Genomic DNA, 26,936 nt, shown 5'->3' with positions numbered 1-26,936 from the left:
TGTAGAGGCGAAATCATGAAGACCACCCTCGACTTGCCTCTTTTGCCATTGCGCGATGTCGTTGTTTATCCGCACATGGTCATCCCACTGTTCGTGGGGCGTGAGAAGTCCATCGAGGCCCTTGAGGCTGCGATGACTGGCGAGAAGCAGATCCTTCTGCTGGCCCAGAAGAACCCCGCCGACGATGATCCGGGCGAAGACGCCCTGTATCGCGTCGGTACCGTCGCTACCGTGCTGCAACTGCTGAAGCTGCCTGATGGCACCGTCAAGGTGCTGGTCGAGGGCGAGCAGCGGGGTGCAGTCGAGCGCTTTACCGAAGTTGAAGGGCACATCCGTGCCGAAGTTTCCCTGATCGACGAAACCGACGCCGCCGAGCGCGAGTCGGAAGTCTTTGTGCGCACGCTGCTGTCGCAGTTCGAGCAGTACGTGCAGTTGGGCAAGAAAGTCCCTGCCGAAGTGCTGTCGTCGCTGAACAGCATCGAGGAGCCTGGGCGCCTGGTCGATACCATGGCCGCACACATGGCCCTGAAGATCGAGCAGAAGCAGGAAATTCTCGAGATCGTCGATCTGTCCACCCGTGTCGAGCATGTGCTTGCGATGCTGGATGCTGAAATCGACCTGCTGCAGGTCGAGAAGCGTATCCGTGGCCGGGTCAAGAAACAGATGGAGCGCAGCCAGCGCGAGTACTACCTGAATGAGCAGATGAAGGCCATTCAGAAAGAGCTCGGCGATGGCGACGAAGGCCACAACGAAGTCGAAGAGCTGAAAAAGCGCATTGAAGCCGCTGGCCTGCCGAAAGATGCCCTGGCCAAGGCTCAGGCGGAGCTTAACAAACTCAAGCAGATGTCGCCGATGTCGGCCGAGGCCACCGTGGTGCGGACCTACCTCGACTGGCTCGTGCAGGTGCCGTGGAAGGCCCAGAGCAAGGTTCGACTGGACCTGTCCAAGGCTGAGGAAATTCTCGATGCGGACCATTATGGCCTTGAAGAGGTCAAGGAACGCATCCTCGAATACCTCGCCGTGCAGAAGCGCGTGAAGAAAATTCGCGGCCCGGTGCTGTGCCTGGTTGGCCCGCCAGGCGTGGGCAAGACCTCGCTGGCCGAGTCGATCGCCGCTGCGACCAACCGCAAGTTCGTGCGCATGGCCTTGGGTGGCGTGCGTGACGAGGCCGAGATTCGCGGCCACCGTCGGACATACATCGGTTCGATGCCAGGCCGCTTGATCCAGAAGATGACCAAGGTGGGTGTGCGCAACCCGCTGTTCCTGCTCGACGAGATCGACAAGATGGGCAGCGACATGCGTGGCGACCCGGCCTCGGCGCTGCTGGAAGTGCTCGACCCTGAGCAGAACCACAACTTCAACGACCACTATCTGGAGGTCGATTACGACCTCTCTGACGTGATGTTCCTGTGCACCTCGAACTCGATGAACATCCCGCCGGCGCTGCTTGACCGCATGGAAGTCATTCGCCTGCCGGGTTACACCGAGGACGAGAAGATCAACATCGCGGTCAAATACCTGACACCCAAGCAGGTCAAGGCCAACGGTTTGAAGAAGGAAGAGCTCGAGATCGACACCTCGGCGATCCGCGACATCATCCGTTACTACACCCGCGAAGCCGGCGTACGTGGCCTTGAGCGGCAAATTGCCAAGGTTTGCCGCAAGGTCGTCAAGGAACATACCGGCCAGAAGCAGGTCAAGGTCAAGGTCACCAGTGAGCAGCTCGAGCACCTGTTGGGTGTGCGCAAGTTCCGCTACGGCCTGGCCGAGCAGCAGGACCAGATCGGCCAGGTGACCGGCCTTGCCTGGACCCAGGTGGGTGGCGAATTGCTGACCATCGAGTCGGTGGTCATCCCTGGCAAGGGCCAGCTGATCAAGACCGGTTCGCTCGGCGACGTCATGGTCGAGTCGATCACCGCAGCGCAAACCGTAGTCCGCAGCCGCGCCCGCAGCCTGGGGATTGCCGCCGACTTCCATGAGAAGCACGACGTGCACATCCACATGCCCGAGGGTGCTACGCCCAAGGATGGCCCGAGCGCTGGTATCGGCATGTGCACCGCGCTGGTGTCGGCGCTGACGCAGATTCCAGTGCGTGCAGATGTTGCCATGACCGGTGAAATCACCTTGCGTGGGCAGGTATTGGCCATTGGCGGGTTGAAGGAAAAACTGCTGGCGGCACACCGTGGCGGGATCAAGACGGTGATCATTCCAGAGGAGAATGTTCGCGATCTGAAGGAGATTCCGGAAAATATCAAACAGGATCTGCAGATCAAACCGGTCAAATGGATTGACGAAGTCCTGCAAATTGCGCTGCAATACGCCCCGGAGCCCTTGCCAGATGTGGCTCCTGAGATTGTCGCGAAAGATGAAAAGCGCGACGGCGATGCTAAGGAACGAATTAGCACGCATTAGTAGTTTTTGGCTGGGGGGCTTTCCTTGACAGTATTTTCGGGGCCTTGCTATAAAGCGGCACGCTATTGTCACCAGGCCACCCAGCGCACGTTTCATAAGCTTTTCATTACATACTTAGAAACAAACTCAATAGAGAAATAAGGGGACTTAGAGTGAACAAGTCGGAACTGATTGACGCTATCGCCGCATCTGCTGACATCCCGAAAGCTGTAGCCGGCCGCGCGCTGGATGCAGTAATTGACTCCGTGACTGGTGCCCTGAAAGCAGGCGACGACGTCGTTCTGGTTGGCTTCGGTACCTTCTCGGTCAAAGAGCGCGCAGAGCGCGATGGCCGTAACCCGCAAACTGGCAAGACCATCAAGATCGCTGCTGCCAAGGTTCCAGGCTTCAAGGCTGGCAAAGGCCTGAAAGACGCCGTCAACTAAGTCGTCTCTTTCAGCCGGACCCGGCCTGGCCAGGTCCGAGCACGCTGAAGGCGGGTCGCAAACGTTCCCGCCTGACACGTTTGCTAAGAAAAGGCGCATCCTCGGATGCGCCTTTCTTTTATCAGGATTCTACCCACGCTCCGCGGTTGTCGACGCAGTGGTACAGCCGTTTCTGGGGGACGCATGCTGCAAAATATCAGGGACAATTCACAAGGTTGGATTGCCAAGACCATCATCGGCCTCATCGTCGTGCTGATGGCGTTGACGGGCTTCGAGGCCATTTTCCAGGCCGCCAGCCATAGTCAGGACGCCGCCAAGGTGAACGGCCAGACCATCAGCCAGAACGAGCTGAGCCAGGCGGCCGACATGCAGCGCCGCCAGCTGATGCAACAGCTGGGCAAGGATTTCGACCCGGCACTGCTGGACGAGAAATTGCTGCGCGATGCCGCGCTCAAAGGGCTTATCGAACGCAAGCTGCTACTGCAGGGTGCCGAAGATGCCAAGTTCGCCTTCAGTGAGGCCGCGCTGGATCAAGTGATCCTGCAGACGCCGGAATTCCAGGTTGATGGCAAGTTCAACGCTGACCGTTTCGATCAGGTCATCCGCCAGATGGGCTATGGCCGCTTGCAGTTCCGCCAGATGCTCGCCGAAGAAATGCTGATCGGCCAGGTACGCACGGGTATTGCCGGCAGCAGCTTCGTGACCGACCAGCAGGTCGACGCCTTCGCTCGCCTGGAAAACCAGACCCGCGACTTCGCTTCGTTGACCTTCAAGGCCAACCCGGCTGCGGTCAAGGTCAGCGATGACGAGGTCAAGGCCCATTATGAACAGCACGCCAAGGAGTTCATGACGCCGGATCAAGTGGTCATCGACTATGTCGAGCTGAAGAAGTCGGCATTCTTCGATCAGGTGAAGGTTACCGACGACGAGCTCAAGGCCCAGTACGAGAAGGAAATCGCCAACCTGGCCGAACAGCGCCACGCTGCGCACATCCTTGTCGAGGTCAATGACAAGGTCACCGATGCCCAGGCCAAGGCCCGCATCGAAGAGGTCGAGCAACGCCTGGCCAAAGGTGAAGACTTCGCCAAACTGGCCAAGGAGTTCTCCCAGGACCCGGGTTCGGCCAACAGTGGTGGCGACCTTGGCTTCGCCGGCCCGGGTGTGTATGACCCGGTCTTCGAGGACGCGCTGTACAAGCTCGACGATGGCCAGGTGTCTGCACCGGTGCGTACCCAGTTCGGTTATCACCTGATCAAGCTGCTGGGCAAGCAGGCGCCGGAAGTCCCGAGTTTTGCCAGCCTGAAGGACAAGCTCACGCGAGACCTGAAGACTCCGCTGGTCGAGCAGCGCTATGTCGATGCCAGCAAGCAGTTGCAGGATGCTGCCTACGAGGCTGCCGACCTGGCCCAGCCCGCCCAGGACCTGAACCTCAAGGTGCATACGTCGGCGCCATTCGGCCGTGAGGGCGGTGAAGGCATCACGGCCAACCGTGCCGTGGTCCAGGCTGCGTTTTCCGAGGAAGTGCTGGAGGAGGCTGCCAACAGCACCGCCATCGAGCTGGACCCGGAAACCACGGTGGTATTGCGCGTCAAGGAGCACCGCAAGCCGGAGCAGATGCCGCTCGAAGCCGTGGCCAAGAAAATCAGCGAACACCTGGCCAAGGAGAAGGCAACCGCCGAGCTCAAGGCCAAGGCGGACAAGCTGATCGCCGGCCTGCGTGACGGCTCGGTCGCTACCGATACTGCCCAGGAAGGCCAGAGCTGGAAGGCCTACGAAGCAGTCACCCGCAGCCAGGACGGTATCGACCCGGCCGAGTTGCAGGCACTGTTCCGCCTGGCCAAGCCGCAAGCCAAGGGCAAGCCGGTATATGGCAGCGTGGTTCTGGCCGATGGCAGCCTGGTCGTGCTGCAGCTCAAAGGTGTCAACGAAGGTGCCGCCGCCAGCGCTGAAGAGAAGCAGCAGATCCGCCGCTATCTCGCTTCGCGTGCGGGCCAGCAGGACTTTGCGGCATACCGCAAGCAGCTCGAAGGCAGTGCGGACATCACTCGCTACTGAGTGACTGTCTGGTAATGAAACAGGCCGCATGATGCGGCCTGTTTCGTTTCTGTGGCACGGGCGTAAGCGCCGGGTTCGCCTCAGCGCTTTTCCCCCTCATAGTTATCCAGCGTATCCCGCGCAATCTCCCGGCCCAAGGCAATCAGCTCCGGCGCCTTGTAGAACTCGAAGAAGCGGCATACCCGCTTGGGCACGTTGATCAGCACGTCCGGTGGATACCCCGCGATCTTGTATTGCGCCAACGACGTCTGCATCACCTCGAAACTCTGGTTGATCAGGTCCAGCAGCGAAGCTGGCCCCACGTTGTCGACGATGATCGACCCTGTGGCTGATTTTGGGGCGCCCTCGCTCTGCGGTGCCGCCGCCGGTTGCTGCGCTTCGGGGTCGGCCGCATCGGTCAGCCAGGGGTTGGGTGGAATCAGGCCCTCGCCGGTGATCTCCTGCTCGATGCGCATCAGTTCCTCGACGGGCTTGCGCCGAAACGGCATGCGCGACCCCAGCGAATTGATCAGCGCGTCAAAGCGCATCCTGAATGCTGCCGGCCGCTCGATGACAGGCAACTGGTATTGCTTCTGGTTGGTGGAGTTGAGGTTCACCGCAATGATCATGTCGCAGTGGCTGGACACCACCGGCACGATCGGTAGCGGGTTGAGGATGCCGCCGTCGACCAGCATGCGGTTGCCTTGCATTACTGGCGTGAACAGGCTTGGAATTGCCGCCGAAGCGCGCATTGCCTGGTGCAGGCAGCCTTCCTGGAACCAGATCTCCTGCTGGTGGGTCAGGTCGGTGGCCACTGCCGTGTAGGGGATGCGTAATTGCTCGATATTGATTTCGCCAACGATCTTGCGGATTTGCCCAAACACCTTGTCGCCGCGAATGGCACCAAGGCGGAAGCTGACATCGACCAGACGCAGTACGTCCAGGTAATCCAGGCTTTCGATCCAGTTGCGGTATTCATCGAGTTTGCCCGCCGCGTATATGCCCCCGACCACCGCGCCCATCGAGCAACCGGCAATGCAGGCGATCTCGTAGCCGCGCCGTTCGATTTCCTCGATCACGCCGATATGGGCGTAGCCCCGAGCGCCCCCCGATCCCAATACCAGTGCTACACGTTTGCTCATGATCATCCCCGGCTTTTGCATCCATGGTCCTACAATGCACCGAGCGTTGCCTGTGCTTCAATGTAGACTCTAGGCAAAACGTGCCGGGCGCGGCACTTTTCAGGTGCCCACGCGTCGAACAGCCACTCTATTTGAACCTCTGAGGTATTACCGATGAAAGCCTGGATCTGCCTTCCTCTGATTGCCCTGGCCCTTGCCGGCTGTGCGGGCAAGACGGCTTACCGTGACAGCTGCGCGTCGCAGCTCGATGCCGCCTGGAAGGAGCTTGACCTGGCCAAGGCTGAAGGCTTTGCCGGTACTGTCAGCTATTCCAAGGCTTTGTCGCTTTTGACCGGGGCCAAGACCCAGCAGCAGTTCGAAGGCTTCGAAGGTTGCACCAATAAAGCCGAAAAGGCGCGTTTCTACATTCGTGAGTCGCGCGCCGGGCGCTGACCGAGGAGCGCTGTATGTCCAGCATGCTCGACCATGTGGTTGCCCAGGTAGTGGCCTTGCAGGTGCGCCTGCTGGCTTGTCGCGAGCGCCTCGCTGCCGATACCGACAGCGAAGCCTTGCACGATCTGCGCATAGGCCTGAGGCGTTTGCGCAGCCTGTTGCGACCGCTGAGGGGCTTGCCGGGGGTCGAGCAGTTGGAGGACGCTGCGAAAGCCCTTGGTACCTTGACCACACCGCTACGTGACCGTGAGGTACTGGCGGCCGAGTTGATCAAGCGCGGCGTTGCCCAAGCGGGGCAGCGGCGTCTGCAAGGGCGCACTGCTACCTTTGCCGGCGTGGCCACCAGCCCGCAACTGAGCCGGGTACTGGCAATCCTCGATGCCTTCCCGCTATTTCTGCGCGCAGCGGGCCGTGAAGGGTTGGCCAAGTCACTGCGCAAGCGTGTCGACAAACGCCTGGTCAAGCAATGGCGCAAGCTGCAGGAAGCCTTGCAGGACCCGGCCCACGACCGCCACCGCCTGCGCCTGTTGATCAAACGTGTGCGCTATGGCGACCAGGCCTATCCGCAACTCGATCATGCCGGCAAGCCGCTGCAGCGCATGCTAAAACAAGCCCAGGGCGATTTGGGTAACTGGCATGATCGCTTGCAATGGCTGTTGCAGGCTCAATCGCATGCGGATCTCGCGCCCTGCAAGGTCGATTGGGAGCAGGAGCTGGATGACGCCGAACGCCAGTCCGACGTGACACTGGATGCCTTGCAGGCAGCGCTGCAGCGGCGCAAGCCCGGCAAATGACCGATATGCGGGCTGTTCGACGCAAGGTTGCTCGCTAGTATTGGCTGACACCTTTCGCTGCTGCAGGAGCCGGCCCATGAATTTCAACCAACTGCTCGACGCCGTGCGAGCACACCCCGACGGCGTCAGTGTTCCGCCCAACTGGGCCCAAGGGCGTGCCGCATTCGGTGGCCTGATGGCCGCGATGGTGTATGAGGCCATGCGCCTGAAGCTCGCCGATAGCCGCCCGGTGCGTTCCCTGGCCATCAGTTTCGTCGCCCCCGCCGCTCCCGACGTGCCAACCCGTTTTGAAGTCGAAGTGCTGCGCGAGGGCAAAGCCGTCAGCACCCTGCTTGGTCGAGCGATTCAGGATGGCCAAGTGGTGACCTTGGTACAGGGCAATTTCGGCGCCGGGCGGGCATCGGTGGTGAATGTTCCTGCAGTGCCGGCCATGGAGATGAAGGCGCTTGAGGATGCCGCTCCTGAGCTTCCTTACATCAAAGGCGTCACACCTGAGTTCATGCGCCATGTTGCCCTGCGCTGGGCGGTTGGTGGGTTGCCGTTCAGTGGCAATCAGTCACGGCACATGGGCGGCTGGGTGCGCTTGCGGGATGTTGCCCAGGAGCAGGTCAACGAGGCCCACCTGTTAGCGCTGGTCGATGCCTGGCCGCCCAGCCTCATGCCTTACCTGAAGCAGCCCGCAGCAGGCAGTACGCTGACCTGGACCATCGAATTCATCCAGCCGGTAGCCAGGCTGTCGACGTTGGACTGGTGCCGCTACTGCGTCGAGACGGAACACGCCCGCGATGGTTACGGGCATGCCGCAGCTGCCCTGTGGACGGCTGAAGGTGAGTTGCTGGCATTGAGCCGGCAGACGGTCACAGTGTTCGCTTGAGATTCAACGCCGATGTTTGTGCCGTTCGCGCCAGGCGCGCCACCAGGCACCACTGAGCACAAAACGGGGGAAGGTGATGAATTGCTCGGTCAGCAGGCGCTGCACGGCGTCCTTGCGGTTGGCGAACGGTTCTGGCTGCTCGGCCTCCAGGCGGTGGCCCTGACGCTGCAGGCCCAGGCCGGCGATCAGGGAAATGATGCCGACAGCAATCTGGCCAAGGTCCAGGGCGAACAAGCCTGACAGCACCAGTAGAGCGCCAAGGATGAACAGCGGCACGGCAATCAGGTGCAGCACCAGGTTGGTCGGGTGGCGGTGGTTGTGGTGATAGCCGCGCCATTGCCAGGCGGGCAAGTTGGGCAGTCGTTTGCTCATGGGCAGTTCCTCGCGGTCATGCCCAAAGCTTAGTGCGGCCCTGTGTTCACAGCCAATCGAGGCTGGCTATGGTGACTATAGTTTGAGCTGGCCGATGGCCTTGTTCAGCTCGCCGGCCAGGGTCGCCAGTTCGCTGCTGGTGGTGGCCGAATCGACAGTCTGCTGCACGGTTTCCTCCGTGACGTCACGGATGCTGACTACTGCCCGGTTCATTTCTTCCGCCACCTGGCTCTGCTGCTCGGCGGCGACGGCTATCTGGGTGTTGCTCTCGCGCATCTGCGCCACGGCGCCGGTAATTTCGGCGAGCGCTGCGCCGGCTTCCTTGGCCTGGCGCACGCAGTCGTCAGCTTTGTAAGAGCTTTCCTGCATGAACTCCACCGCATCGCGGGTACCGGCCTGCAGGTCTGCCACCATGCCGGTGATCTCGTCGGTGGAGGTTTGCACGCGTTTGGCCAGGCTGCGCACTTCATCGGCGACCACCGCAAAGCCACGGCCCATTTCGCCGGCGCGCGCTGCTTCGATGGCGGCATTGAGCGCCAGCAGGTTGGTCTGTTCGGCAATACTGTGGATGACGTTGACCACGCCATTGATCTTCTGGCTGTCCTCGGCCAGTTGGCGGATCATTTCGGCGGTCTGCTGCACACCGCTGGATAGCCCGGCAATCGAATCCTGCACCCGGTTGACCACATTCTTGCCGCTACCAGCGAGGGTGTCGGCGGTCTGCGACAGGTCGCGGGTGGCACCGGCATGCTGGGCGATATGGTGCACGGTGGCGGACATCTCGTTGATCGCCGTGGCTGCCTGGTCGGTCTCGCTTTGCTGGCCGAGCATGCCGTGGCGAACTTCGTTCATGCTCGTGGCCAGGCGCGCGGCGCCCGAATCGAGTTGCGCGGCTGTGCGTGCCACGGTGCTGACCACGCGGTGGTAGGTCGACTGCATGGCGTTGAACGCGCCTGCCATCTGGCCCACTTCGTCTCCGCAAGCCAGAGGCACGCGGGCCGACAGGTCACCGGTTTTTTCCACGTGCAGCATGACGTCCTTGAGGGTGTTGAGTTGGCTCAGCAGGAAGCGGATCAAAAGTTGCGAGGCGCAGAGCATGGCCAGCATCAGGATCAGCACACAAACCGCGTAGTTGGCAAAACGCTCGAAGAACACCTGGCGCACGCTCGGTGCCTGGGCCAGTACCGCCACCTGCTCGTCGCCATGGCGCAGTACCTGAGCACCCCGCAGCGGGTTGTTACCGAAGAGCCAGGCGGCCGGGAGTGCTACCCAGCCTTGTGCATTACGCAGTGCATCCAGGCTTTGGCCGGCAAAGGTCGGGGTTTGGCCGGGTTGCCAGGTGATCACGTTGGCCTGGCGGGGCAGGGCAAGCCCTTGCGGCCAGGCGGCCAGCAGCTGTGCCTGGGATTGCGCCTGGATCTGCACAGCTTCGGCGCGGGCTCGCTGCTCCAGGTGCACGGCATAAAGCACCAGCATCAAGGTGGTGACAAAGGCCACTGCGTTGACGGCCCAGAACTTGTACTTCAGGGAAATATTGCTAAGCCAGGCACCCATGGGTAGGTCTTCTCTGAGTTGAGCGGAAACATTATTGGCAAGGTGCCATCATTGTGCCCGCTCACGCCTGGGAGGTTTTGACGTGTATCAACAAACCGTTTATGCCCGATCAAGCTCAGGTCAGCTGGAAAAATGCCCGAGCCGTTGCAGTGGTGTGCGCCGCGGTATCTTCAACACGTTCACCCCGGTGCAACGCTACCTCCCGCAGCACCTCTGGCAAAAAAGCCGGCTCGTTGCGCCCGCTCTTCGGTTTCGGTCGCAGACTGCGCGGCAGCAGATACGGGGCATCACTCTCCAGCATCAGGCGCCCTTGTGGGATATTGCCCACCAGCGGATGCAGGTGCGTGCCGCGGCGTTCGTCACAAATCCACCCGGTGATGCCGATGTGCAGGTCCATGTCCAGGTAGGCGAACAGTGCGTCGCGCTCGCCGGTGAAGCAATGCACCACGGCGGCTGGCAGGTGGTCGCGGTAGTCCTTCACAATCGCCAGCAAGCGCTCGCTGGCATCACGCTCATGCAGGAACACAGGCAGGCGCAACTCGGCGGCCAGCGCCAATTGAGCTTCCAAGGCTTTTTCCTGGAGTGGGCGAGGGGAGAAGTCGCGGTTGAAGTCCAGCCCGCATTCGCCTACGGCGCGCACACGCGCTTCATTCAGTAACTGGCGCAGTCGTTGGTCGCTGTTGGCGTCCCACGCTTTGGCGTCGTGCGGGTGTACGCCGGCTGTGGCGAACAGGTGCTCGCTTGCGGGGTCCAGCTGCTGGCACAGCTCTAGCGCCTGCTCGCTGACCGCGAGGCTGGTGCCGGTAAGGATCATCTGCACTACGCCGGCTTCGATGGCGCGCTCGACGATGGCGGCCTGCTGGTTGTGGAAACTGCTATTGGTCAGGTTGACGCCGATATCGATCAGTTGCATGGTGCTACCTCGTGCCGCGGGACGGCCAGCATAGCAAAAAGCGCGATTTCCGGGAAAAAGCCAAGAACTTCAGGCTTTTGCGATGGTCTTTTGCCGTCATTTATCACGAGTTGCTCGCACACATGGATGCTGCCCACCGACCTCGGATACGTCTTCGCATGCTGCGATACCTGCTCGCCCTGCTGCTGGCGCTTGGCCTGATGAGCGTCGGTCCCGCCTACGCACGCCTGCCGGGGCCGCAGCAGAACGTGCCGGTGAGCAAGGCCCGTGACCTTGAACAGATCCGCAGCAGCAAGGTGCTGCGGGTACTGGTCAACCAAAGCCGCAACAGTTCCGGTGAGGTCAAGGGCGAGCCCGTCGGCATCGAGTACTACCGCTTGCGTGCGCTTGAGCATTACCTCAACGCCCGGGCCGGCGACGGGCAACAGGTGCGGCTCAAACTCATCCCCAGAGCCAAAGAGCAACTACTCGGGGCCCTGCAGCGCGGTGAGGGCGACCTTGCCGCCCCGGGCGAATTGCTCGACCCGAGCCTGGTCGGTGGCGTGAACAGCAGTGCTCCGGTCCTGGACCAGGTGCCGTTGTGGCTGGTCGGGCGCAAGGGCGAGCGCAGTTTCACCCGCGTCGAGCAGTTGTCCGGGCGCACCGTGGCGTTGACCAGTGCCAGTGCCGCCGGCGCGCTGATCCAGCAGATCAACCAGCACCTGGCGCTGCGCAAGCGCCCGCCCGTCAAGATCGAGTGGGTCGATTCGACCCTGGCGGTGGAGGACGTGCTGGAGATGGTCCAGGCCGGCATCTATCACCTGACCGTGGTGGAGCGGCCGATCGCGCTGCGCTGGGCCCGGGTAATGCCACGCCTGCGCCTGGATAGCCGACTGCAACTGGGCCCGCCGCAAGCCATGCGCTGGTATGTGCGCCGAGATGCGACGCTGCTGCAGGCCACGGTCGATCGTTTTCTGCAGGGCTACCGCGCGCCGGAGAACCAGGACGCTGCCTTCGAGCGCATCTACCGGCGCCAGTACCGCGTGCACAACCCGCTTGCGCGCAAGGACCGTCAGCGCCTGGCTTCTGTGCGCGCGGTGCTGCAGAAACATGGCCAGGCGCAACAGATCGACTGGCTGAACCTTGCTGCGTTGGCCTTCAAGGAGTCGACCCTCAACCCGGCGGCGCGCGGCAGTGGCGGGGCGCATGGCCTGATGCAGATCACTCCTGCAGCTGCCCAACGGGTCGGGGTCAGCAATACCGCAACGGTGGATGGCAATGTCCAGGCCAGCGCCCGTTACCTGGCGTTGATCCGCCGCAAGTTCTTTGCCAGCCCGAAGATCAACGAGCGTGAGCGCATGGCCTTTGTGCTGGCCGCCTACAACCTTGGGCCCGAGCGGGTCCAGGCCATGCGTGTCGAGGCTCGCAAGCGTGGCCTCAATGGCAATCAATGGTTCTTTCAGACTGAACGGGTCGCGATGGAGCAGGTGGGCATGGGGCCGGTGAACTTCGTCAACAGCGTGAACAAGTACTTCCTGGCGTTCAACCGTGAGCGTGCGGTGCTGGAGCGGAGGGGGAATCGCTGATAAATCGATTTATTTGATTGGTATGCTGGGTTTTTTGCGATTTATATATCTCTCATGTCGATTATTATGGCGCCCATCCCAACACAACATCCCAGCTTTCAAGGAAGTCACCCAATGAACAACGCAATCATTAAACTGCTCTCCACCCACGCTGGCCTGGGCCTGAGCGTGGTTCGCATCCTGGTCGGCATCATCTTCATGGCGCACGGTGCGCAGAAACTCTTCGGCCTGTTCGGCGGCTACGGGTTGGAGGGCACCGGCCAGTGGATGGAGAGCATCGGCCTGGCCCCCGGCTACCTGATGGCCCTGCTGTCCGGCAGCGCCGAGTTCTTCGGCGGCCTGGCCCTGGTGATCGGCCTGCTGGCTCGCCCGGCGGCGCTGGCACTGAGCGTAACCCTGGTGGTGGCAATTTTCTCGGTACACATCGGTAACGGCCTGTTCATGTCCAACAATGGCTATGAGTTCGCCCTGGCGTTGCTGGCGGGTACCGTCGCGGTACTGATCGAAGGCGCTGGTCGCTTCTCCGTAGACCGATTGATCGCCCGCTGACAGCTCATGCTGCAGGCCTCAAGTTGATGACTTTCAGCTTGGGGCTTGCAGCTTGCCGCGTGTAGCTCTAGCATACCGCTTGCGCCGATTTAAACAGCTACTTGCGGGGCGCAGGAAAACCCAGCCCCGGGTCATCCGAAATACCGCTAAAGCGCTGGTTCGGTGACGCCTCCCACCGCTGCCCAGCGGGATTTGCGAGGCGGAGAAACACTCCATGAGTTGCCCACGTACCAGTGTCTGCTTGAGCCCACTGCCTGCCAGCCAGGCCACCCGCACACCGCGCATTCTGCTCGGTGGCCAGCATCAGCCTACTCTTTTGCGTCATCTCGAAGGCTTGTCCCGTCGCAAAGGCCAGGCCCGCGCCTTCCTCATCCAGTTTGCCGAAACCGCGTGCCGGCTGGAGCAGTTTGGCAACGACCGCTTCGATCTGGCGGTGATCCAGGCACCTGCCGCGCAAGACGCTGCCGAAGTGATCGGCCACCTCACCCGCATCGCACGCCAGGGCCTGATTACCCGACGCTGAGGAACCCGCTGTTGAGTACCAATATCATCACGACAGAAGGCCATGAAGCTCTGAAGAAAGAGCTGGACCATCTGTGGCGGGTGTATCGCCCGGAAATCACCCAGAAGGTGGCTTGGGCTGCCTCGCTGGGGGATCGCAGCGAGAATGCCGACTACCAGTACAACAAGAAGTTGCTGCGTGAGATCGACCGTCGGGTCCGATACCTGCGCAAGCGCCTCGAAGACGTCAAGGTGGTTGCCTATTCGCCGCAGCAGGAGGGCAAGGTCTTCTTCGGTGCCTGGGTGGAGATCGAAAACGATGACGGCGAAGCCCTGAAGTTTCGCATCGTCGGGTACGACGAGATCTATGGACGCAATGACTATATCTCGATCGATTCGCCCATGGCGCGGGCCCTGCTCAAGAAAGAGGAGGGTGATGAGGTGCTGGTGCATACACCTACTGGCGAAGCGACCTGGTATGTAAGCAGCATAAGTTACGAGCAGTAAGCGTTCAGCTGCAAGCCGAGGCGTATCTGCTCATGCTTGCAGCTTGCAGCTTAAGGCTATCCCTCCCGCAGCACCGCCAACGGGCTGGCATTAAGCGCCCGCCGAGTCCCCAACACACCAGCCCCTCCTACCAGTAGCGCGCCCGCTAGCGGCAGTATCAGCAGCCACGGATGCGGGCCCCACTGCAGGTCGAACGCATAGCGGTAAAGCACCAGGGTAATCAACTCACAGCCTAGCGCTGCCAGGGCGCCACTGGCCGCACCCAGCAGCCCGAACTCGATACGCCGCGCTTTCACCAGCAACGGTCGAGCAGCGCCAAGCGCGCGCAGCAATGCGCCTTGGCGAATGCGTTCATCCAGCGTTGCCTGCAAACCTGCGAACAGCACGGCCAACCCCGCTGCCAGGACGAACAGCAATACATATTCCACCGCCAGGGTAACCTGGGCGAGGATGCTGCGCAGCTGCTCCAGCAAGGCATCGACTTGCAGGATGGTCACCGCCGGGAACGCCCGCGACAGGGCCACCACATCCAGGTCATGACCCGGCGCGAGGTAGAAGCTGGTCAGGTAGGTGGTCGGCAGCCCCTGCAGGGTGCCGGGCTGGAAAATCATGTAGAAGTTCGGCTGGAAGCTGTCCCAGTGCACGCTGCGCAAGCTGCTCACTCGCGCCTGGCGTTGTTCGCCGCCAATGTCGAAGGTCAGCAGGTCGCCCAGTTGCACCTTCAGGCTGGCGGCAAGTTCCGCCTCGACCGAAACGCCGGGGATTTCATCACCAGCCGGTAGCGCCCGCCACCAGTTGCCGGCGGTCAAGGCATTGCCTGCGGGCAGGTCGGCGGCCCAAGTCAAGCTGAGGTCGCGCTGAACGGCGCGCTCGCCGGCGGAATCCTTGCTGACGATCTGTTGCACGGGTTGCTCGTTGATCTGGATCAGCCGGCCAGGCGTCACCGGGTACAGCGGTGCGGAGGCTGCGTTCACCTCGTGCAGGCGCTGGGCGAAAGGCTCACGGTCGTCGGGCAGGATGTTCAGGGCGAAATGGTTGGGTGCGTCCTTGGGCAGTTGTGCCTGCCAGGTGTCGAGCAGCTCGGCGCGCAGCAAGGCGACCAGGGCCATGGCCAGCAGGATCAGGCCAAACGCCAGTGCCTGGCCCGCGGCAGCCATGGGGTGGCGCAGCAACTGGCCCAAGCCCAGGCGCCAGGGCAGCGGGGCGCCTGCCAGCAGTTGCCGCAGGCTACGTAGCCCAAGCAGCAGCAGGCCGCCCAGTGCCAGCGCGGCAAGCAACCCGCCGCCTAGCAGGGCGAAGGTCAGCAGCAGGTCGAGGCTCAGGCGCCACATGATCAGGCCCAGGGCGAACAGGGCGGCGCCGTAGACCAGCCAGCTGCTGGGTGGCACGGGCAGCAGGTCGCGGCGCAGTACACGCAGTGGCGGCACCTTGCCCAGGGCGGCGAGCGGGGGCAGGGCGAAACCGGCCAGTGCGACCAGCCCGGTGGCGATGCCGGCCAATGCCGGGAGGATGCCGCCAGGCGGCACCACGCTCGGCAGCAGGCCGTGCAACAGGTGGAACAGGCCCAGTTGCGCCAGCCAGCCGAGCAGGGCACCGACCAGCGCGGCCAGCAGGCCGAGCATGGCCAGTTGCAGGCAGTACAGGCCCAGCGCTTGGTGGCGGGACAGCCCCAGGCAGCGCAACAGTGCGCTGGCGTCCAGGCGCCGCGCCGCATAGCGGCTGGCCGACAGTGCCACGGCGACGCCTGCCAGCAGCACCGCTACCAGGCTGGCCATGTTCAGGTAGCGTTCGGCCTTGCCCAGGGCACCCCCGATCTGCCGGTTGCCATCGCGGGTGTCGAGCAGGCGCTGGTTCGCCGCCAGGTTCTTCTCCAGCCCCTGGCGGTACTGCGCCAGGGCCTGTGCATCGCCGCGCCACAGCTCACGGTAGCTGACCCGGCTGCCGGGCTGAATGACCCCTGTGGCCTCCAGGTCGGCGAGGTTCATCATCACCCGCGGGGTGAGGCTATAGAAGTTGTTGGCACGGTCCGGTTCGTAGGTCAGTACGCGGCTCATGCGCAGGGTCTTCATGCCGACGTCGATGCTGTCGCCGATGCTCAGGCCAAGGGCAGCCAGCAGGCGCGGTTCGACCCAGGCCTCGCCCGGCGGCGGGCCGCCACCGGGTGTTTCCATGGCATACGGCGCCGGTGCACTGCGTACCTGGCCACGCAGGGGGTAGGCGCCATCGGCGGCCTTGATGCTCGACAGCTGGATGCCGGCATCACCACCGACCACGCTGGTGAACTCCACCACCCGGGCGTGGCGCAGGCCCAGGGCGGTGCCGGCGTCTACCTGTTCCTGACGCGCCGGCGCACTGCCTTGCAATACCAGGTCGGCGCCAAGGAACTCGCTGGCGCGCAACTGCATGGCGCCGTTGAGGCGGGCACCGAAATAGCCGATGGCGGTGCTGGCGGCAACAGCCACCAGCAGGGCGAAGAACAGCACGCGCACTTCGCTGGCGCGGATGTCGCGCAACAACTGGCGCAGCGCCAGGCCGCACAGGCGGGAAAGCGGCATGTGCTTCATCAGGCCTCCACCGGCGCCACCAGGCGGCCTGCTTCGAGTCGTATCAGGCGCCGGCAACGGCTGGCCAGGCGTTCGTCATGGGTAACCAGAACCAGGGTGGTGCCGCGCTCCTTGTTCAGGTCAAACAGCAGGTCGCTAATGCGCTCACCGGTATGGCTGTCGAGGTTGCCGGTAGGTTCGTCAGCGAACAGCACCGCCGGTTGGGCGGCGAAGGCGCGGGCGATCGCCACCCGTTGCTGCTCGCCACCGGACAGCTGGCGTGGCGTGTGGGTCAGGCGCTTGCCCAGACCGACCCGTTCAAGCAAGGTGCGGGCTTGTTCGCGAGCATCGCGACGGCCGTCCAGCTCCAGTGGCAACATGACGTTTTCCAGTGCATTGAGGCTGTCGAGCAGCTGGAACGACTGGAACACAAAGCCGACATGTTCGGCGCGCACCCTGGCGCGTTGGTCTTCGTCCAGTGGGCCCAGGTCGTGTCCGGCGAGTATCACCTTGCCGGCGCTGGGGCGGTCCAGGCCGGCCAGCAGCCCGAGCAGGGTGGATTTGCCTGAGCCCGAGGCGCCGACGATGGCCAGGCTGTCGCCTTGGGCGAGGTCCAGGGACAGTGCGTGCAGGATGGTCAGATCACCTTCCGCACTGGGGACCACTTTGCTAAGGTTCTGCGCAACGAGAATGCTGGGGCCCATGGAGAATCCAATGCGAGTGTGGTGGTTGAGTGCCGGTCTGGCCCTGTATTGCCTGACCCAGAGCGCGGCGGCGGGAACGTTGCTGGTTGTCGGCGATAGTATCAGCGCCGGTTTTGGCCTGGATACCCGCCAGGGGTGGGTCTCTTTGTTGCAGACCCGGCTCAGGGACGAAGGTTTCGATGATCGGGTGGTCAATGCGTCGATCAGCGGCGACACCAGTGCAGGGGGCCAGGCGCGGCTGCCGGCGCTGCTTGCAGCGCACAAGCCCAGCCTGGTGGTGCTGGAATTGGGCGGCAACGACGGGCTGCGCGGGCAGCCTCCAGAGCAATTGCAACAAAATCTTGCCTCGATGATCGAGCGGTCACGCGAGTCCGGGGCCAAAGTGGTGCTGTTGGGCATGCGCCTGCCGCCCAATTACGGGGTGCGCTACACCACGGCGTTCGCCAAGGTTTATGAGCAGTTGGCAGCGCAGAAACAGGTGGCACTGGTGCCGTTTTTCCTCGAGGGCGTAGGGGGTGTGCCGGAGATGATGCAGGCCGATGGCATCCATCCGGCGCAGGGTGCCCAGCAGCGGTTGCTGGAAAATGCCTGGCCGGCGATAAAACCCTTGCTGTGACGCTTTAAACGGGGCCGGCTTTCGGCTAATGTTGCGCCCCCCGTTTCGAGAGCCCCCAATGCCGCGCCCTGCCTGGTCCTTGTATGCCTACCAACTGATCGAGCCCGATGAGCAGCTCGATCTGTTCGCCTGCCAGGAAATCCGCGTCCACCTTGTCGCCCGCCAGCTCGAACTGGGTGTGCCGGTCGACCGAACCCTTTGTGGGGGCTTGCTGCCTGCACAGCCACGGTGGTCCGGCGTGCCGCGTTCGATCTATCGTGACGGCCGCCTGTGCGACCTCTGCCGGGCGATTCTCGACGCCCAGCGCCGCGGCATGCGTCCGGTATGGCCACAGCTTTGACACGGCCCTGGGCCTGAAACTCCGAGCGCCTTTCATCATCTGAAACGCATGGAAACCGCCAGTGGCTCCCGCTTGGCACGGTGCGGGTGTACAATCGATTCTCTTGACCCACCTTTCGAAGGATTTACCGGATGTTGCCGCGCTTTCCCGCCGTCACCCGCTGCCTGACCCTGGCCGGCCTGCTGGCAGCAGGCCCCGCCGTTGCACTGGAGCTGCCGCTGCCGCCTCCGGGAGAAGACGTCGTTGGCCAGGTACAGGTGATCAAGGCCAAGTATGAGGACACCTTTGCCGACATCGGCACTGCCAACGACCTCGGCTACCTGGAGATGATCGCCGCCAACCCGGGTGTCGACCCATGGCTGCCGGGCGCCGGTACCGAGATCATCCTGCCGACCCGCTACGTGCTTCCGCCGGGCCCCCGCGAGGGCGTTGTCATCAACCTTGCTGAATACCGGTTGTACTACTTCCCGAAAGGGCAGAGCGTGGTGTACACCTTCCCGCTGGGGATCGGTCGTGAAGGCTGGGGTTCCCCCATCGCCAACACCAAGATCATTGCCAAAACCCCAAACCCGACCTGGACGCCACCGGCTTCGATCCGTGCTGAGCACGCCGCCGACGGTGACATCCTGCCAACCGTGGTGCCGGCCGGGCCAGACAACCCGCTGGGGCCTTACAAGTTCACTCTGGGCGTGCCGGGTTATCTGATTCACGGTTCGAACAAGAAGTTCGGCATTGGCATGCGCACCAGCCATGGTTGCTTCCGCATGTTCAACAATAATGTGCTGGAGCTGTCGAAGATGGTCCCGGTCGGTACGCCGGTGCGCATCATCAACGAGCCGTACAAGTTCGGAATCAGTGGTGGCAAGGTATACCTCGAGGCGCACACACCGCTGGACGATCACGGCGACCCTTCGGTGGTCGATAAGCACACTGCTGTCATCAACGCGCTGCTCAAGCGCGAAGACCTGGCCAACAATGTGCGCATGAACTGGGACATGGTCCGCGACGTGGTCGCTGCCGAAGATGGCATGCCGGTGGAAATTGCCGTGCCCGTCGATAACCAGGGTGCAGCTCCCATGGTGTCGAGTATTCCTCCAGAACTGCAGTAAGCCCTTGAGCGATAGGGCTGAAGCCTGCCCAGGTCAAACGCCTGGGCAGGCTTTTTCATTTGTGCTGTTTGCTTTTGTAGCGGCAATAAAAAAGCCGACCCCACAAGTGGGTCGGCTTCTTAACAATCCGTGAGGACTATTACTTGCGGCTGGCTTTGTCCAGCATACGCAGAGCGCGCTCATTGGCTTCGTCAGCGGTCTGCTGAGCCTTCTGAGCGGCTGCCATTGCATCGTCAGCCTTACGGTAGGCTTCGTCAGCACGGGCCTGAGCGCGAGCTGCTGCGTCTTCAGTCGCAGTCAGACGAGCTTCGGTTTCTTTGGATACGCTGCTGCAACCGGTAGCCAGAACTGCGGCCAGAGCCAGAGCAGAGAATTTCAGAACGTTGTTCATCGTGTTCCCCTTCAAGGACTTTCTATTAAATAGCCATCTCTCAGGAAAGAGAAACTGGCCGGCGTACATAGTACCCATTACTTGTAGTAAGTAAACTGACTCAGCGCAAGAACGGTAAAAAAAATGTTGCCCAAGGGTGCTTGACGAGATTTTCAGGCTTTTTGTGAGCACGCTGTGCAGGCGGCGCAAGCGATTGTTGTATGGGAACTTTTTTGTTGAACTAACGGTGACTTTAAGGGTCGTTGTACGTCTAAAGCCCAAGAGTGTCCGGCTGAGTTTGCAGGTCAGTTCGTACAGGGGTTCGAGCTCATTGCCGTGACTTTTAACCGATGCCACCTTGAGCAATCCGGGGTGTCGCGCCTACTATTTGATGGCCCGGTCCGGCAGAACCATTGCAATCGGCCTGCGGTCCAAGGGGCAAGAGGTGGCATAGGCGCTGCACGCATTGGTTCCTCTGCCGGATACATCACCATCGATTAAGGTAAAGGTCTGCCCAAAAGGCCTGCGAGGAGTAGTGATGAGTGAAGCGCTGACCATCCACCATGACCAGGCCGGTCATCAGTTCGAGACCAACGTGGACGGTCATCGTGCCTACCTGACGTACATGGATCTGGGCAAGCAGACGCTGGATATCTATCGCACTTTCGTCCCCAACGCCTTGCGCGGCCGCGGCATCGCTGCAGCACTGACCGAAAGGGCCTTGGAGTATGCGGACCAGATGGGCTACACGGTGATTCCTTCCTGCTCGTACGTCGAACGCTACATGGAGCGCAAGCAGCGTCATTCGAGTAAAGCCTGAACCTGCTGACTGCACATGCGAAAACGCCGGGCTAAGCCCGGCGTTTCATTTTGTGGCCACGTTCAGCCGCGCTTGCGCTTGGGCAGTACATCCTTGAGCTTGGCGTGCATGCTGCGCAGGGTGTTCTCTGTGGCAGACCAGTCGATGCAGGCGTCGGTGACCGATACGCCGTACTGCAGATCTTCCAGGTTCTTCGGGATCGACTGGGCGCCCCAGTTCAGGTGGCTTTCGACCATCAAGCCAATGATCGACTGGTTGCCTTCGAGGATCTGGTTGGCGACGTTCTCCATGACCAGCGGCTGCAAGGCCGGGTCCTTGTTGGAGTTGGCGTGGCTGCAGTCGACCATGATGTTGGCCTTGATCTTTGCCTTGGCCAGGTCCTGTTCGCACAGGGCGACACTTACCGAATCGTAGTTCGGCTTGCCGTTGCCGCCACGCAGCACTACGTGGCCGTAGGGGTTGCCCTTGGTAGTGACGATGGATACGCCGCCTTCCTGGTTGATGCCCAGGAAACGGTGCGGCTTGGATACCGACTGAAGGGCGTTGATGGCCACGGTCAGGCCGCCATCGGTGCCGTTCTTGAAGCCGACCGCCGAGGACAGGCCCGAGGCCATTTCACGGTGGGTCTGGGATTCGGTGGTGCGCGCGCCAATGGCCGACCAACTGATCAGGTCTTGCAGGTACTGCGGCGAGATCGGGTCGAGCGCTTCGGTGGCGGTTGGCAAGCCCATTTCGGCCAGATCCAGCAGCAGTTGGCGGCCGATGTGCAGGCCGTCCTGGATCTTGAACGAGTCATCCAGATAAGGGTCGTTGATCAGGCCTTTCCAGCCGACCGTGGTGCGCGGCTTCTCGAAGTAAACACGCATTACCAGATACAGCGTGTCGGAAACTTCCTCAGCCAGCACCTTGAGGCGCTCAGCGTATTCGTGAGCGGCCTTGATGTCGTGGATCGAGCACGGGCCGACCACTACGAACAGGCGATGGTCTTTCCCGTCGAGGATATTGCGCACCACTTCGCGGCCGGCAGTAACGGTCTGCAAGGCTTTGGCGCTGAGGGGGATTTCCTTCTTGAGCTGATCGGGAGTGATCAAGGTCTCGTTGGAGGCAACGTTAAGGTCGTCGATCGGTAAATCAGCCATCGTGTTACTCGTCAGGTCACGGTGCCGGCCGCCAGCAATCCCCGTGCGGCCCAGCAGCAAGAATGTTCGCAGCGGGGAGCCGAACCTTAGCGCGTTACTGGGGGCGCGACAATGGGCTGCAGTGCGCCTGTGCAGGGTTTTTCCCTGGTGCAACAGGCTTGTCCTGCTATTTGGGTGCGCAAAATGCCTCAACAGGTGTAGAAAAGCACACCGACATTTATCAGGAGATCAGCATGGACCCTCGCAAACCACGCATTGGCATTATTGGCAGTGGTGCCATCGGCGGCTTTTATGGCCTGATGCTGGCGCGGGCCGGGTTTGACGTGCATTTTTTGCTGCGCAGTGAATTTGCGCAGGTTCGGGAGCATGGCCTGAGGCTGGAAAGCGCCGTGCACGGCGACTGGCGCATGCCGGTGCAGGCTTATGCCAGCGCTGCCGACATGCCGCCGTGCGATTGGTTGCTGGTGGGTGCAAAGGCGACCAGCAATGGCGAATTGGCGGCGCTGATTGCGCAGGCATCGGCACCCGATGCCAAGGTGGTGCTGCTGCAGAACGGGTTGGGTGTCGAGGAGCAGTTGCGGCCAGCGTTGCCCGGCAATCTGCACCTGCTCGGTGGCTTGTGCTTTATCTGTGTCAACCGGGTGAGCCCTGGTGTGATACGCCATCAGGCGCTGGGTGCGGTCAACCTGGGCTATCACAGCGGGCCCGCCAGCGACGGGGGGCTGAGCATCGTAGAGGAGGGCGCCAGGCTGTTCCGCGCCGCGGGTATCGACTCCCAGGCCATGGACGACCTCGGTCAGGCTCGCTGGCAGAAGCTAGTGTGGAATGTCCCCTACAACGGCCTTTCGGTGTTGCTTGGTGCCAGTACCTTACCGCTGATGGCAGATGCCGACAGCCGTGAGCTGGTTCGGGCGTTGATGGCTGAGGTGGTCCAAGCGGCCGCCGCCTGTGGTCACGAGTTGCCTGCCGGTTATGCCGAGCACTTGTTCCGGGTCACCGAGCAGATGCCCGACTACTGGCCGAGCATGTACCACGATCACGTCCAGCAGCGACCGCTGGAGCTTCAGGCTATCTATGCCGAGCCTCTGGCCCGGGCGCGCGCTGCGGGGTGCAGCGTGCCGCGCATGCAGATGCTCTACCAGGCACTGGCCTTCGTCGATCGCGCCAATCGCGCCGGCTGAAACCTCTACAGCCCGCATTGGCAGTGCGCCGGGCGGCCGAGCGAGCGCCCGGCGCGCTGCTAAGCTGAAGCTTGCTCTGCCGCCACGGCAGTCGAGGAGGTCGAATGATCCGCTCCATGCTGTACGCCACCGACCTCGGTGTCTACGCCCCTTTTGTCATGCAGCATGCCTTGGCCCTGGCCCGCACGTTCGGCGCGGAACTGTATGTGATTCATGCCGTAGAACCCATGGGGCAGTTCGCCGAATCCCTCCTGCAAAGCTACCTCGATGAGCAGACGCTCGATGCGTTGCATAGCGAGGGCGTCAATACGGTGATGGCCAACATCGAGCAGCGTGTGCTGGAGAACTTTCGCGAGGAGCTGGGCGAGGACGCGGACCTGGCGGTGATCAAGGCGGTCCGGGTGCGCCAGGGTGATCCGGCGCAGGTCATCCTGGAACAGGCGCAACGTTTGAGCGTGGACTTGCTGATTTTCGGCAGCCACAGCGCCGGTGCTGGGGTAGATGTGCCGATTGGCCGAACGGCTGTGCGCTTGCTGCAGTTGTCTGCGGTGCCGGTGTACATGGTGCCGCTTTCGCAGCATCTCGGCCGTAGGAAAACGTGAAGCTGATGGTGGGCAGTTTCGGAGCGGCATGTAACAAAATAGTTCTAGTTTTATTTCGAGAACCACTAATATAGTTATATCCCGTCGCTGCCTGCTGCCGCTGACTTACCGCTGATTCGAGGGAAACCTATGAAGCTTCAACAACTGCGCTACATCTGGGAAGTGGCGCACCACGACCTCAACGTCTCCGCGACGGCGCAGAGTCTGTACACCTCTCAGCCGGGGATCAGCAAACAAATCCGCCTGCTCGAGGATGAACTGGGTGTTGAAGTCTTTGCCCGCAGCGGCAAGCATCTGACCCGTGTCACTCCGGCAGGTGAGCGCATCATCAACACCGCTGGTGAAATCCTGCGCAAGGTCGAAAGCATCAAGCAGATCGCCCAGGAATTCTCCAACGAGAAGAAGGGTACGCTGTCCATCGCTACCACCCATACCCAGGCTCGCTATGCGCTGCCGCCGATCATCAGTAGCTTCATCAAGCAGTACCCGGAAGTCGCCCTGCATATGCATCAGGGTTCACCCATGCAGATTGCCGAGATGGCTGCGGACGGTACCGTCGACTTTGCCATTGCCACCGAGGCGCTGGAGCTGTTCGGCGACCTGATCATGATGCCGTGCTACAAGTGGAACCGCTGCGTGGTGGTGCCGCAGGGTCACCCGCTGGCCAAATTGCCGAAGCTGACGCTGGAAGCTGTAGCCGAATACCCGATCGTCACCTATGTATTCGGGTTCACTGGCCGCTCCAAGCTGGATGAGGCCTTCAATCACCGCGGCCTGACGCCGAAGGTGGTGTTCACTGCTGCTGACGCCGACGTGATCAAGACTTACGTGCGCTTGGGGCTGGGCGTGGGCATCGTGGCCAAGATGGCGGTGGACAGCAAGCTGGACAGCGACCTGGTGGCGCTTGATGCCAGTGAGCTGTTCGAGGCCAGTATCACCAAGATCGGCTTCCGCCGCGGCACCTTCCTGCGCGGTTTCATGTGCGATTTCATTGAGAAATTTGCGCCGCACCTGACGCGTGAAGTGATGGCCAAGGCGATCCAGTGCCACAACAAGCAGGAGCTCGAAGAGCTGTTTGCCGGTGTCGAGTTGCCGGTGCACTGAAAAAGTAGCTTCAAGCTTCAAGAAAGAGCAGAAAGAGCAGCCCATGTGGGCTGCTCTTTCTTCTTGGGACTTGCAGATTATAGCTTGAGGCTTGCAGCTGCCTTCAGGCCTTGCTGATCAGGTTGCCGGCGTGCAGCCCGCATTCCTTCTGGGTCGACTCTTCCCACCACCAGCGGCCTTCACGTTCGTGCTGGTTCGGCAGTACCGGGCGGGTGCAGGGCTCGCAACCAATGCTGATGAAGCCGCGTTCGTGGAGGCTGTTGTACGGTAGCTCGAGCATCCGGATGTAGCCCCAGACTTCCGCGCTGGTCATCTGCGCCAGCGGGTTGAATTTGTACAGGGTGCGTTCCGCTGTGGAGAACGCGCTGTCGATTTCCAGTGCTGCCACCTGGCTGCGGGTGCCTGGGCTCTGGTCGCGGCGCTGGCCGGTGGCCCAGGCGCTGACAGTGGCGAGCTTGCGCCGCAGTGGCTCGATCTTGCGGATGCCACAGCACTCGCCATGGCCGTCCTTGTAGAAACTGAACAGGCCCTTTTCCTGAACGAACGGGTCGAGTTTGGCACGGTCCGGGCTGAGGATCTCGATTGGCAGACTGTACTGCTCACGCACCTGGTCGATGAACCGGTAAGTCTCAGGGTGCAGGCGGCCGGTGTCGAGGCTGAACACCTTGACCTGCTTGTTCAGCTTCCAGGCCATGTCGACCAGCACCACGTCCTCGGCACCGCTGAAAGAAATCCACAGGTCGTCGCCGAAGTGCTCGAAGGCGAGCTTGAGAATGTCCTGCGGGGATTTGCTGGCGTAGGTCGCGGCCAGGGCGGCGACGTCGAAGGGTTGGCTCATCAGGCGGTTTCCATCTTGGCTGTGGCGCTGTGCGCTCGTAATGAGGTGATGGTAACAAAAAATGGCAGGCTAGACGCTGTGCCTGCACCGGCCCTGGGCCGGCGCAGGCAAACGCTGGGTCACAGGCTTTGCAAGGTCTCCATCAATACCCGTACCTTGGCGATCGATTCTTCGTATTCCGATTGCCAGTCGGAGTCCGCCACCACCGCGCCGCCGCCCCAGCAGCTGACCTGCCCATCCTTGACCAGCAGGCTGCGAATGGCGATGGAACTGTCCATTTCACCGCGCACATCCACGTACAGCAAGGACCCGCAATACAGCGCGCGGCGGCTGGGCTCCAGCTCGTCGATGATCTGCATGGCGCGAATCTTGGGGGCGCCGGTGATCGAACCGCCTGGGAAGCTGTCGCCGATCAGGTCCAGGGCGTCCTTGTCGGTGGCCAGTTGCCCGGTGACGCTGCTGACCAGATGGTGCACGTTGGGGTAGCTTTCCAGGCTGAACAGCTCTGGCACCTTCACCGAACCGATCTGGCAAGTGCGGCCCAGGTCGTTACGCAGCAGGTCCACGATCATCAGGTTTTCCGAGCGGTCCTTGGGGCTGTGGCGCAGCGCCTCGGCATTGCGGGCGTCTTCTGCCGGGTCGGCAGAGCGCGGGCGGGTGCCCTTGATCGGGCGGGTCTCCACTTGCCCCTGGCTGACGCGGATGAAGCGTTCTGGAGAAAAGCTCAGCAGTGCGCTGCCGTCGGCCAGTTGCTGGTAGCCAGAGAACGGCGTCGGGCAGGCCTTGCGCAAGGCCTGGTAGGCGCGCCAGGGGTCGCCCTGGCAAGGTGCGCGGAAGCGTTGGGTCAGGTTGATCTGGTAGCAATCGCCGGCCTGAATGTAGCGCTGTACCTGATCGAATGCTGCCTCGTATTGCCCTGGCTGCAAATCACCCGTCATGGCGGCGAGCAGGCGGAAATCGCCGCTTGCAGCGTTGTCGGTGTCTTCAAACAAGGCGATGAGGCGCTCGCGCTCGTCATCAGCCAGCTGGGGGTGGAACACCAGTTGGCTGGTGCCATGCTGGTGGTCGGTCACCAGCGCCCAGCCATACAACCCAAGCTGGGCGTCGGGCAGGCCGAGGTCATCCGTGGCGAGGCAGGGCAGGTGCTCCAGGCGTCGGCCGAAGTCGTAGCTGAGGTAGCCGATCAGGCCGCCGGCAAATGGCAGCTCGACACCACCGGGCAACTGCGCAGGGCCCAGTTGTTTCAGGCTGGCGCGCAGCCGTTGCAGGAAGGCCCGGCCATCTTCGTCGGGCAGCACCTGCAAGTGTTGCAGCGGCCAGGCGCTGAGCAGGTCGAAGCGGCCGCGCTCGGCGCCTGGGCGGGCGCTGTCGAGCAGGATCGCCCCGGGCGCCTGGCGCAGGCGGGCGAAGTACGCGGCGGGGTCGGGCTGATAGGGCAGGGGGTAGAGCGTACAGGTCGGCATCAGTGTGGACGGCGATGTAAAAGCGAGGAGGGC

The 26,936-nt window shown here is 62.1% G+C and carries 27 protein-coding genes; 17 read left to right on the top strand and 10 right to left on the bottom strand.

Annotated features, from left to right (window positions below):
• Positions 1–15 precede the first annotated feature (15 nt).
• From lon to ACMGGN_RS13325, 3 genes are all read left to right on the top strand, one after another.
• A complete protein-coding gene (gene lon, locus ACMGGN_RS13335; protein ID WP_046787930.1) occupies positions 16–2,412 on the top strand; it encodes an endopeptidase La in 2,397 nt (798 codons plus the stop codon).
• 152 nt (positions 2,413–2,564) lie between these two features.
• Positions 2,565–2,837 carry an HU family DNA-binding protein gene (locus ACMGGN_RS13330; RefSeq protein WP_012313647.1) on the top strand — a complete coding sequence of 91 codons (273 nt, stop codon included), beginning with the start codon at positions 2,565–2,567 and terminating at the stop codon, positions 2,835–2,837.
• Positions 2,838–3,020: 183 nt separating this feature from the next.
• Positions 3,021–4,892 carry a SurA N-terminal domain-containing protein gene (locus ACMGGN_RS13325; RefSeq protein ID WP_125923208.1) on the top strand — a complete coding sequence of 624 codons (1,872 nt, stop codon included), beginning with the start codon at positions 3,021–3,023 and terminating at the stop codon, positions 4,890–4,892.
• Between the two features lie 80 nt (positions 4,893–4,972).
• Here the strand turns inward: ACMGGN_RS13325 and ACMGGN_RS13320 are convergent, their stop codons facing one another.
• Complete coding sequence (locus ACMGGN_RS13320; protein ID WP_046787954.1) at positions 4,973–6,013, bottom strand: patatin-like phospholipase family protein; 1,041 nt, start codon at positions 6,011–6,013, stop codon at positions 4,973–4,975.
• 153 nt (positions 6,014–6,166) lie between these two features.
• Here ACMGGN_RS13320 and ACMGGN_RS13315 point away from each other — a divergent pair, with 153 nt between their 5' ends.
• From ACMGGN_RS13315 to ACMGGN_RS13305, 3 genes are all read left to right on the top strand, one after another.
• Positions 6,167–6,445 (top strand): hypothetical protein, encoded by a 279-nt coding sequence (locus tag ACMGGN_RS13315; protein WP_012313650.1) that lies wholly within the window; start codon positions 6,167–6,169, stop codon positions 6,443–6,445.
• 14 nt (positions 6,446–6,459) lie between these two features.
• Complete coding sequence (locus ACMGGN_RS13310) at positions 6,460–7,239, top strand: CHAD domain-containing protein (RefSeq protein WP_414156034.1); 780 nt, start codon at positions 6,460–6,462, stop codon at positions 7,237–7,239.
• A gap of 76 nt (positions 7,240–7,315) precedes the next feature.
• A complete protein-coding gene (locus tag ACMGGN_RS13305; RefSeq protein ID WP_046787934.1) occupies positions 7,316–8,113 on the top strand; it encodes an acyl-CoA thioesterase in 798 nt (265 codons plus the stop codon).
• Positions 8,114–8,116: 3 nt separating this feature from the next.
• On the opposite strand, the gene ACMGGN_RS13300 is transcribed toward ACMGGN_RS13305, so the two are convergent.
• From ACMGGN_RS13300 to ACMGGN_RS13290, 3 genes are all read right to left on the bottom strand, one after another.
• A complete protein-coding gene (locus ACMGGN_RS13300) occupies positions 8,117–8,485 on the bottom strand; it encodes an Mpo1-like protein (protein WP_046787935.1) in 369 nt (122 codons plus the stop codon).
• A gap of 75 nt (positions 8,486–8,560) precedes the next feature.
• Positions 8,561–10,039, bottom strand: a complete 1,479-nt coding sequence (locus ACMGGN_RS13295) for a methyl-accepting chemotaxis protein (protein ID WP_046787936.1) — start codon at positions 10,037–10,039, stop codon at positions 8,561–8,563.
• A gap of 115 nt (positions 10,040–10,154) precedes the next feature.
• Positions 10,155–10,952, bottom strand: coding sequence for a TatD family hydrolase (locus tag ACMGGN_RS13290; RefSeq protein WP_281868536.1), 798 nt, complete (start codon positions 10,950–10,952; stop codon positions 10,155–10,157).
• Positions 10,953–11,110: 158 nt separating this feature from the next.
• On the opposite strand from ACMGGN_RS13290, the gene ACMGGN_RS13285 reads away from it, so the two are divergent.
• The 4 genes from ACMGGN_RS13285 to greB all read left to right on the top strand — a co-directional run bounded on the left by ACMGGN_RS13285 (position 11,111) and on the right by greB (position 14,074).
• Entirely contained in the window at positions 11,111–12,517 is a 1,407-nt protein-coding gene (locus ACMGGN_RS13285; RefSeq protein WP_115275364.1) for a transglycosylase SLT domain-containing protein, read from the top strand.
• 114 nt (positions 12,518–12,631) lie between these two features.
• Complete coding sequence (locus ACMGGN_RS13280; protein ID WP_046787939.1) at positions 12,632–13,066, top strand: DoxX family protein; 435 nt, start codon at positions 12,632–12,634, stop codon at positions 13,064–13,066.
• A gap of 214 nt (positions 13,067–13,280) precedes the next feature.
• The gene (locus ACMGGN_RS13275) at positions 13,281–13,589 is read left to right on the top strand and encodes a hypothetical protein (protein ID WP_046787940.1); all 309 of its coding nucleotides are present in this window, start codon (positions 13,281–13,283) and stop codon (positions 13,587–13,589) included.
• A gap of 11 nt (positions 13,590–13,600) precedes the next feature.
• Positions 13,601–14,074 (top strand): transcription elongation factor GreB, encoded by a 474-nt coding sequence (greB, locus tag ACMGGN_RS13270; protein WP_115275363.1) that lies wholly within the window; start codon positions 13,601–13,603, stop codon positions 14,072–14,074.
• 56 nt (positions 14,075–14,130) lie between these two features.
• Here greB and ACMGGN_RS13265 read toward each other — a convergent pair whose 3' ends face one another.
• A complete protein-coding gene (locus ACMGGN_RS13265; protein WP_414156033.1) occupies positions 14,131–16,638 on the bottom strand; it encodes an ABC transporter permease in 2,508 nt (835 codons plus the stop codon).
• On the bottom strand, positions 16,638–17,321 hold the full coding sequence (locus ACMGGN_RS13260; RefSeq protein WP_012313661.1) for an ABC transporter ATP-binding protein: 684 nt from the start codon (positions 17,319–17,321) through the stop codon (positions 16,638–16,640). Before ACMGGN_RS13260 ends, ACMGGN_RS13265 begins: the two co-directional genes overlap by 1 nt.
• A 10-nt stretch (positions 17,322–17,331) precedes the next feature.
• Here ACMGGN_RS13260 and ACMGGN_RS13255 point away from each other — a divergent pair, with 10 nt between their 5' ends.
• The 3 genes from ACMGGN_RS13255 to ACMGGN_RS13245 all read left to right on the top strand — a co-directional run bounded on the left by ACMGGN_RS13255 (position 17,332) and on the right by ACMGGN_RS13245 (position 19,386).
• Positions 17,332–17,937, top strand: a complete 606-nt coding sequence (locus ACMGGN_RS13255) for an arylesterase (protein ID WP_237859939.1) — start codon at positions 17,332–17,334, stop codon at positions 17,935–17,937.
• A 58-nt stretch (positions 17,938–17,995) separates the two neighbouring features.
• Positions 17,996–18,277 (top strand): hypothetical protein, encoded by a 282-nt coding sequence (locus tag ACMGGN_RS13250; RefSeq protein ID WP_039601335.1) that lies wholly within the window; start codon positions 17,996–17,998, stop codon positions 18,275–18,277.
• A gap of 131 nt (positions 18,278–18,408) precedes the next feature.
• Positions 18,409–19,386, top strand: a complete 978-nt coding sequence (locus ACMGGN_RS13245) for a L,D-transpeptidase family protein (protein ID WP_046787321.1) — start codon at positions 18,409–18,411, stop codon at positions 19,384–19,386.
• Positions 19,387–19,525: 139 nt separating this feature from the next.
• Here ACMGGN_RS13245 and ACMGGN_RS13240 read toward each other — a convergent pair whose 3' ends face one another.
• Positions 19,526–19,777, bottom strand: a complete 252-nt coding sequence (locus ACMGGN_RS13240; protein ID WP_003250288.1) for an Lpp/OprI family alanine-zipper lipoprotein — start codon at positions 19,775–19,777, stop codon at positions 19,526–19,528.
• A 517-nt stretch (positions 19,778–20,294) separates the two neighbouring features.
• Between ACMGGN_RS13240 and ACMGGN_RS13235 the strand changes: the two genes are divergently transcribed.
• The gene (locus ACMGGN_RS13235; protein ID WP_046787320.1) at positions 20,295–20,576 is read left to right on the top strand and encodes a GNAT family N-acetyltransferase; all 282 of its coding nucleotides are present in this window, start codon (positions 20,295–20,297) and stop codon (positions 20,574–20,576) included.
• A gap of 62 nt (positions 20,577–20,638) precedes the next feature.
• Here ACMGGN_RS13235 and ACMGGN_RS13230 read toward each other — a convergent pair whose 3' ends face one another.
• Positions 20,639–21,715: a 3-deoxy-7-phosphoheptulonate synthase gene (locus ACMGGN_RS13230; protein WP_046787319.1), complete on the bottom strand. Its 1,077-nt coding sequence runs from the start codon at positions 21,713–21,715 to the stop codon at positions 20,639–20,641.
• A 233-nt stretch (positions 21,716–21,948) separates the two neighbouring features.
• Here ACMGGN_RS13230 and ACMGGN_RS13225 point away from each other — a divergent pair, with 233 nt between their 5' ends.
• From ACMGGN_RS13225 to cysB, 3 genes are all read left to right on the top strand, one after another.
• The gene (locus ACMGGN_RS13225; protein WP_237859941.1) at positions 21,949–22,896 is read left to right on the top strand and encodes a putative 2-dehydropantoate 2-reductase; all 948 of its coding nucleotides are present in this window, start codon (positions 21,949–21,951) and stop codon (positions 22,894–22,896) included.
• Positions 22,897–23,000: 104 nt separating this feature from the next.
• The gene (locus tag ACMGGN_RS13220) at positions 23,001–23,498 is read left to right on the top strand and encodes a universal stress protein (protein WP_012313668.1); all 498 of its coding nucleotides are present in this window, start codon (positions 23,001–23,003) and stop codon (positions 23,496–23,498) included.
• Positions 23,499–23,627: 129 nt separating this feature from the next.
• Complete coding sequence (gene cysB, locus ACMGGN_RS13215; protein WP_119688611.1) at positions 23,628–24,602, top strand: HTH-type transcriptional regulator CysB; 975 nt, start codon at positions 23,628–23,630, stop codon at positions 24,600–24,602.
• A 103-nt stretch (positions 24,603–24,705) separates the two neighbouring features.
• Here cysB and ACMGGN_RS13210 read toward each other — a convergent pair whose 3' ends face one another.
• Together ACMGGN_RS13210 and pabB are read right to left on the bottom strand one after the other, a co-directional pair.
• Complete coding sequence (locus ACMGGN_RS13210; RefSeq protein ID WP_046787316.1) at positions 24,706–25,440, bottom strand: phosphoadenylyl-sulfate reductase; 735 nt, start codon at positions 25,438–25,440, stop codon at positions 24,706–24,708.
• A 119-nt stretch (positions 25,441–25,559) separates the two neighbouring features.
• Positions 25,560–26,903: an aminodeoxychorismate synthase component I gene (gene pabB, locus ACMGGN_RS13205; RefSeq protein ID WP_174141620.1), complete on the bottom strand. Its 1,344-nt coding sequence runs from the start codon at positions 26,901–26,903 to the stop codon at positions 25,560–25,562.
• Between the last annotated feature and the right edge of the window lie 33 nt (positions 26,904–26,936).

Origin of the sequence: Pseudomonas sp. BNK-30, assembly GCF_047456185.1 — a bacterium.
GTDB classification, from domain to species: Bacteria; Pseudomonadota; Gammaproteobacteria; order Pseudomonadales; family Pseudomonadaceae; genus Aquipseudomonas; species Aquipseudomonas putida_E.
The sequence above is the reverse complement of the archived record's forward strand: the minus strand, read 5'-3'. Positions and strand labels throughout refer to the sequence as shown.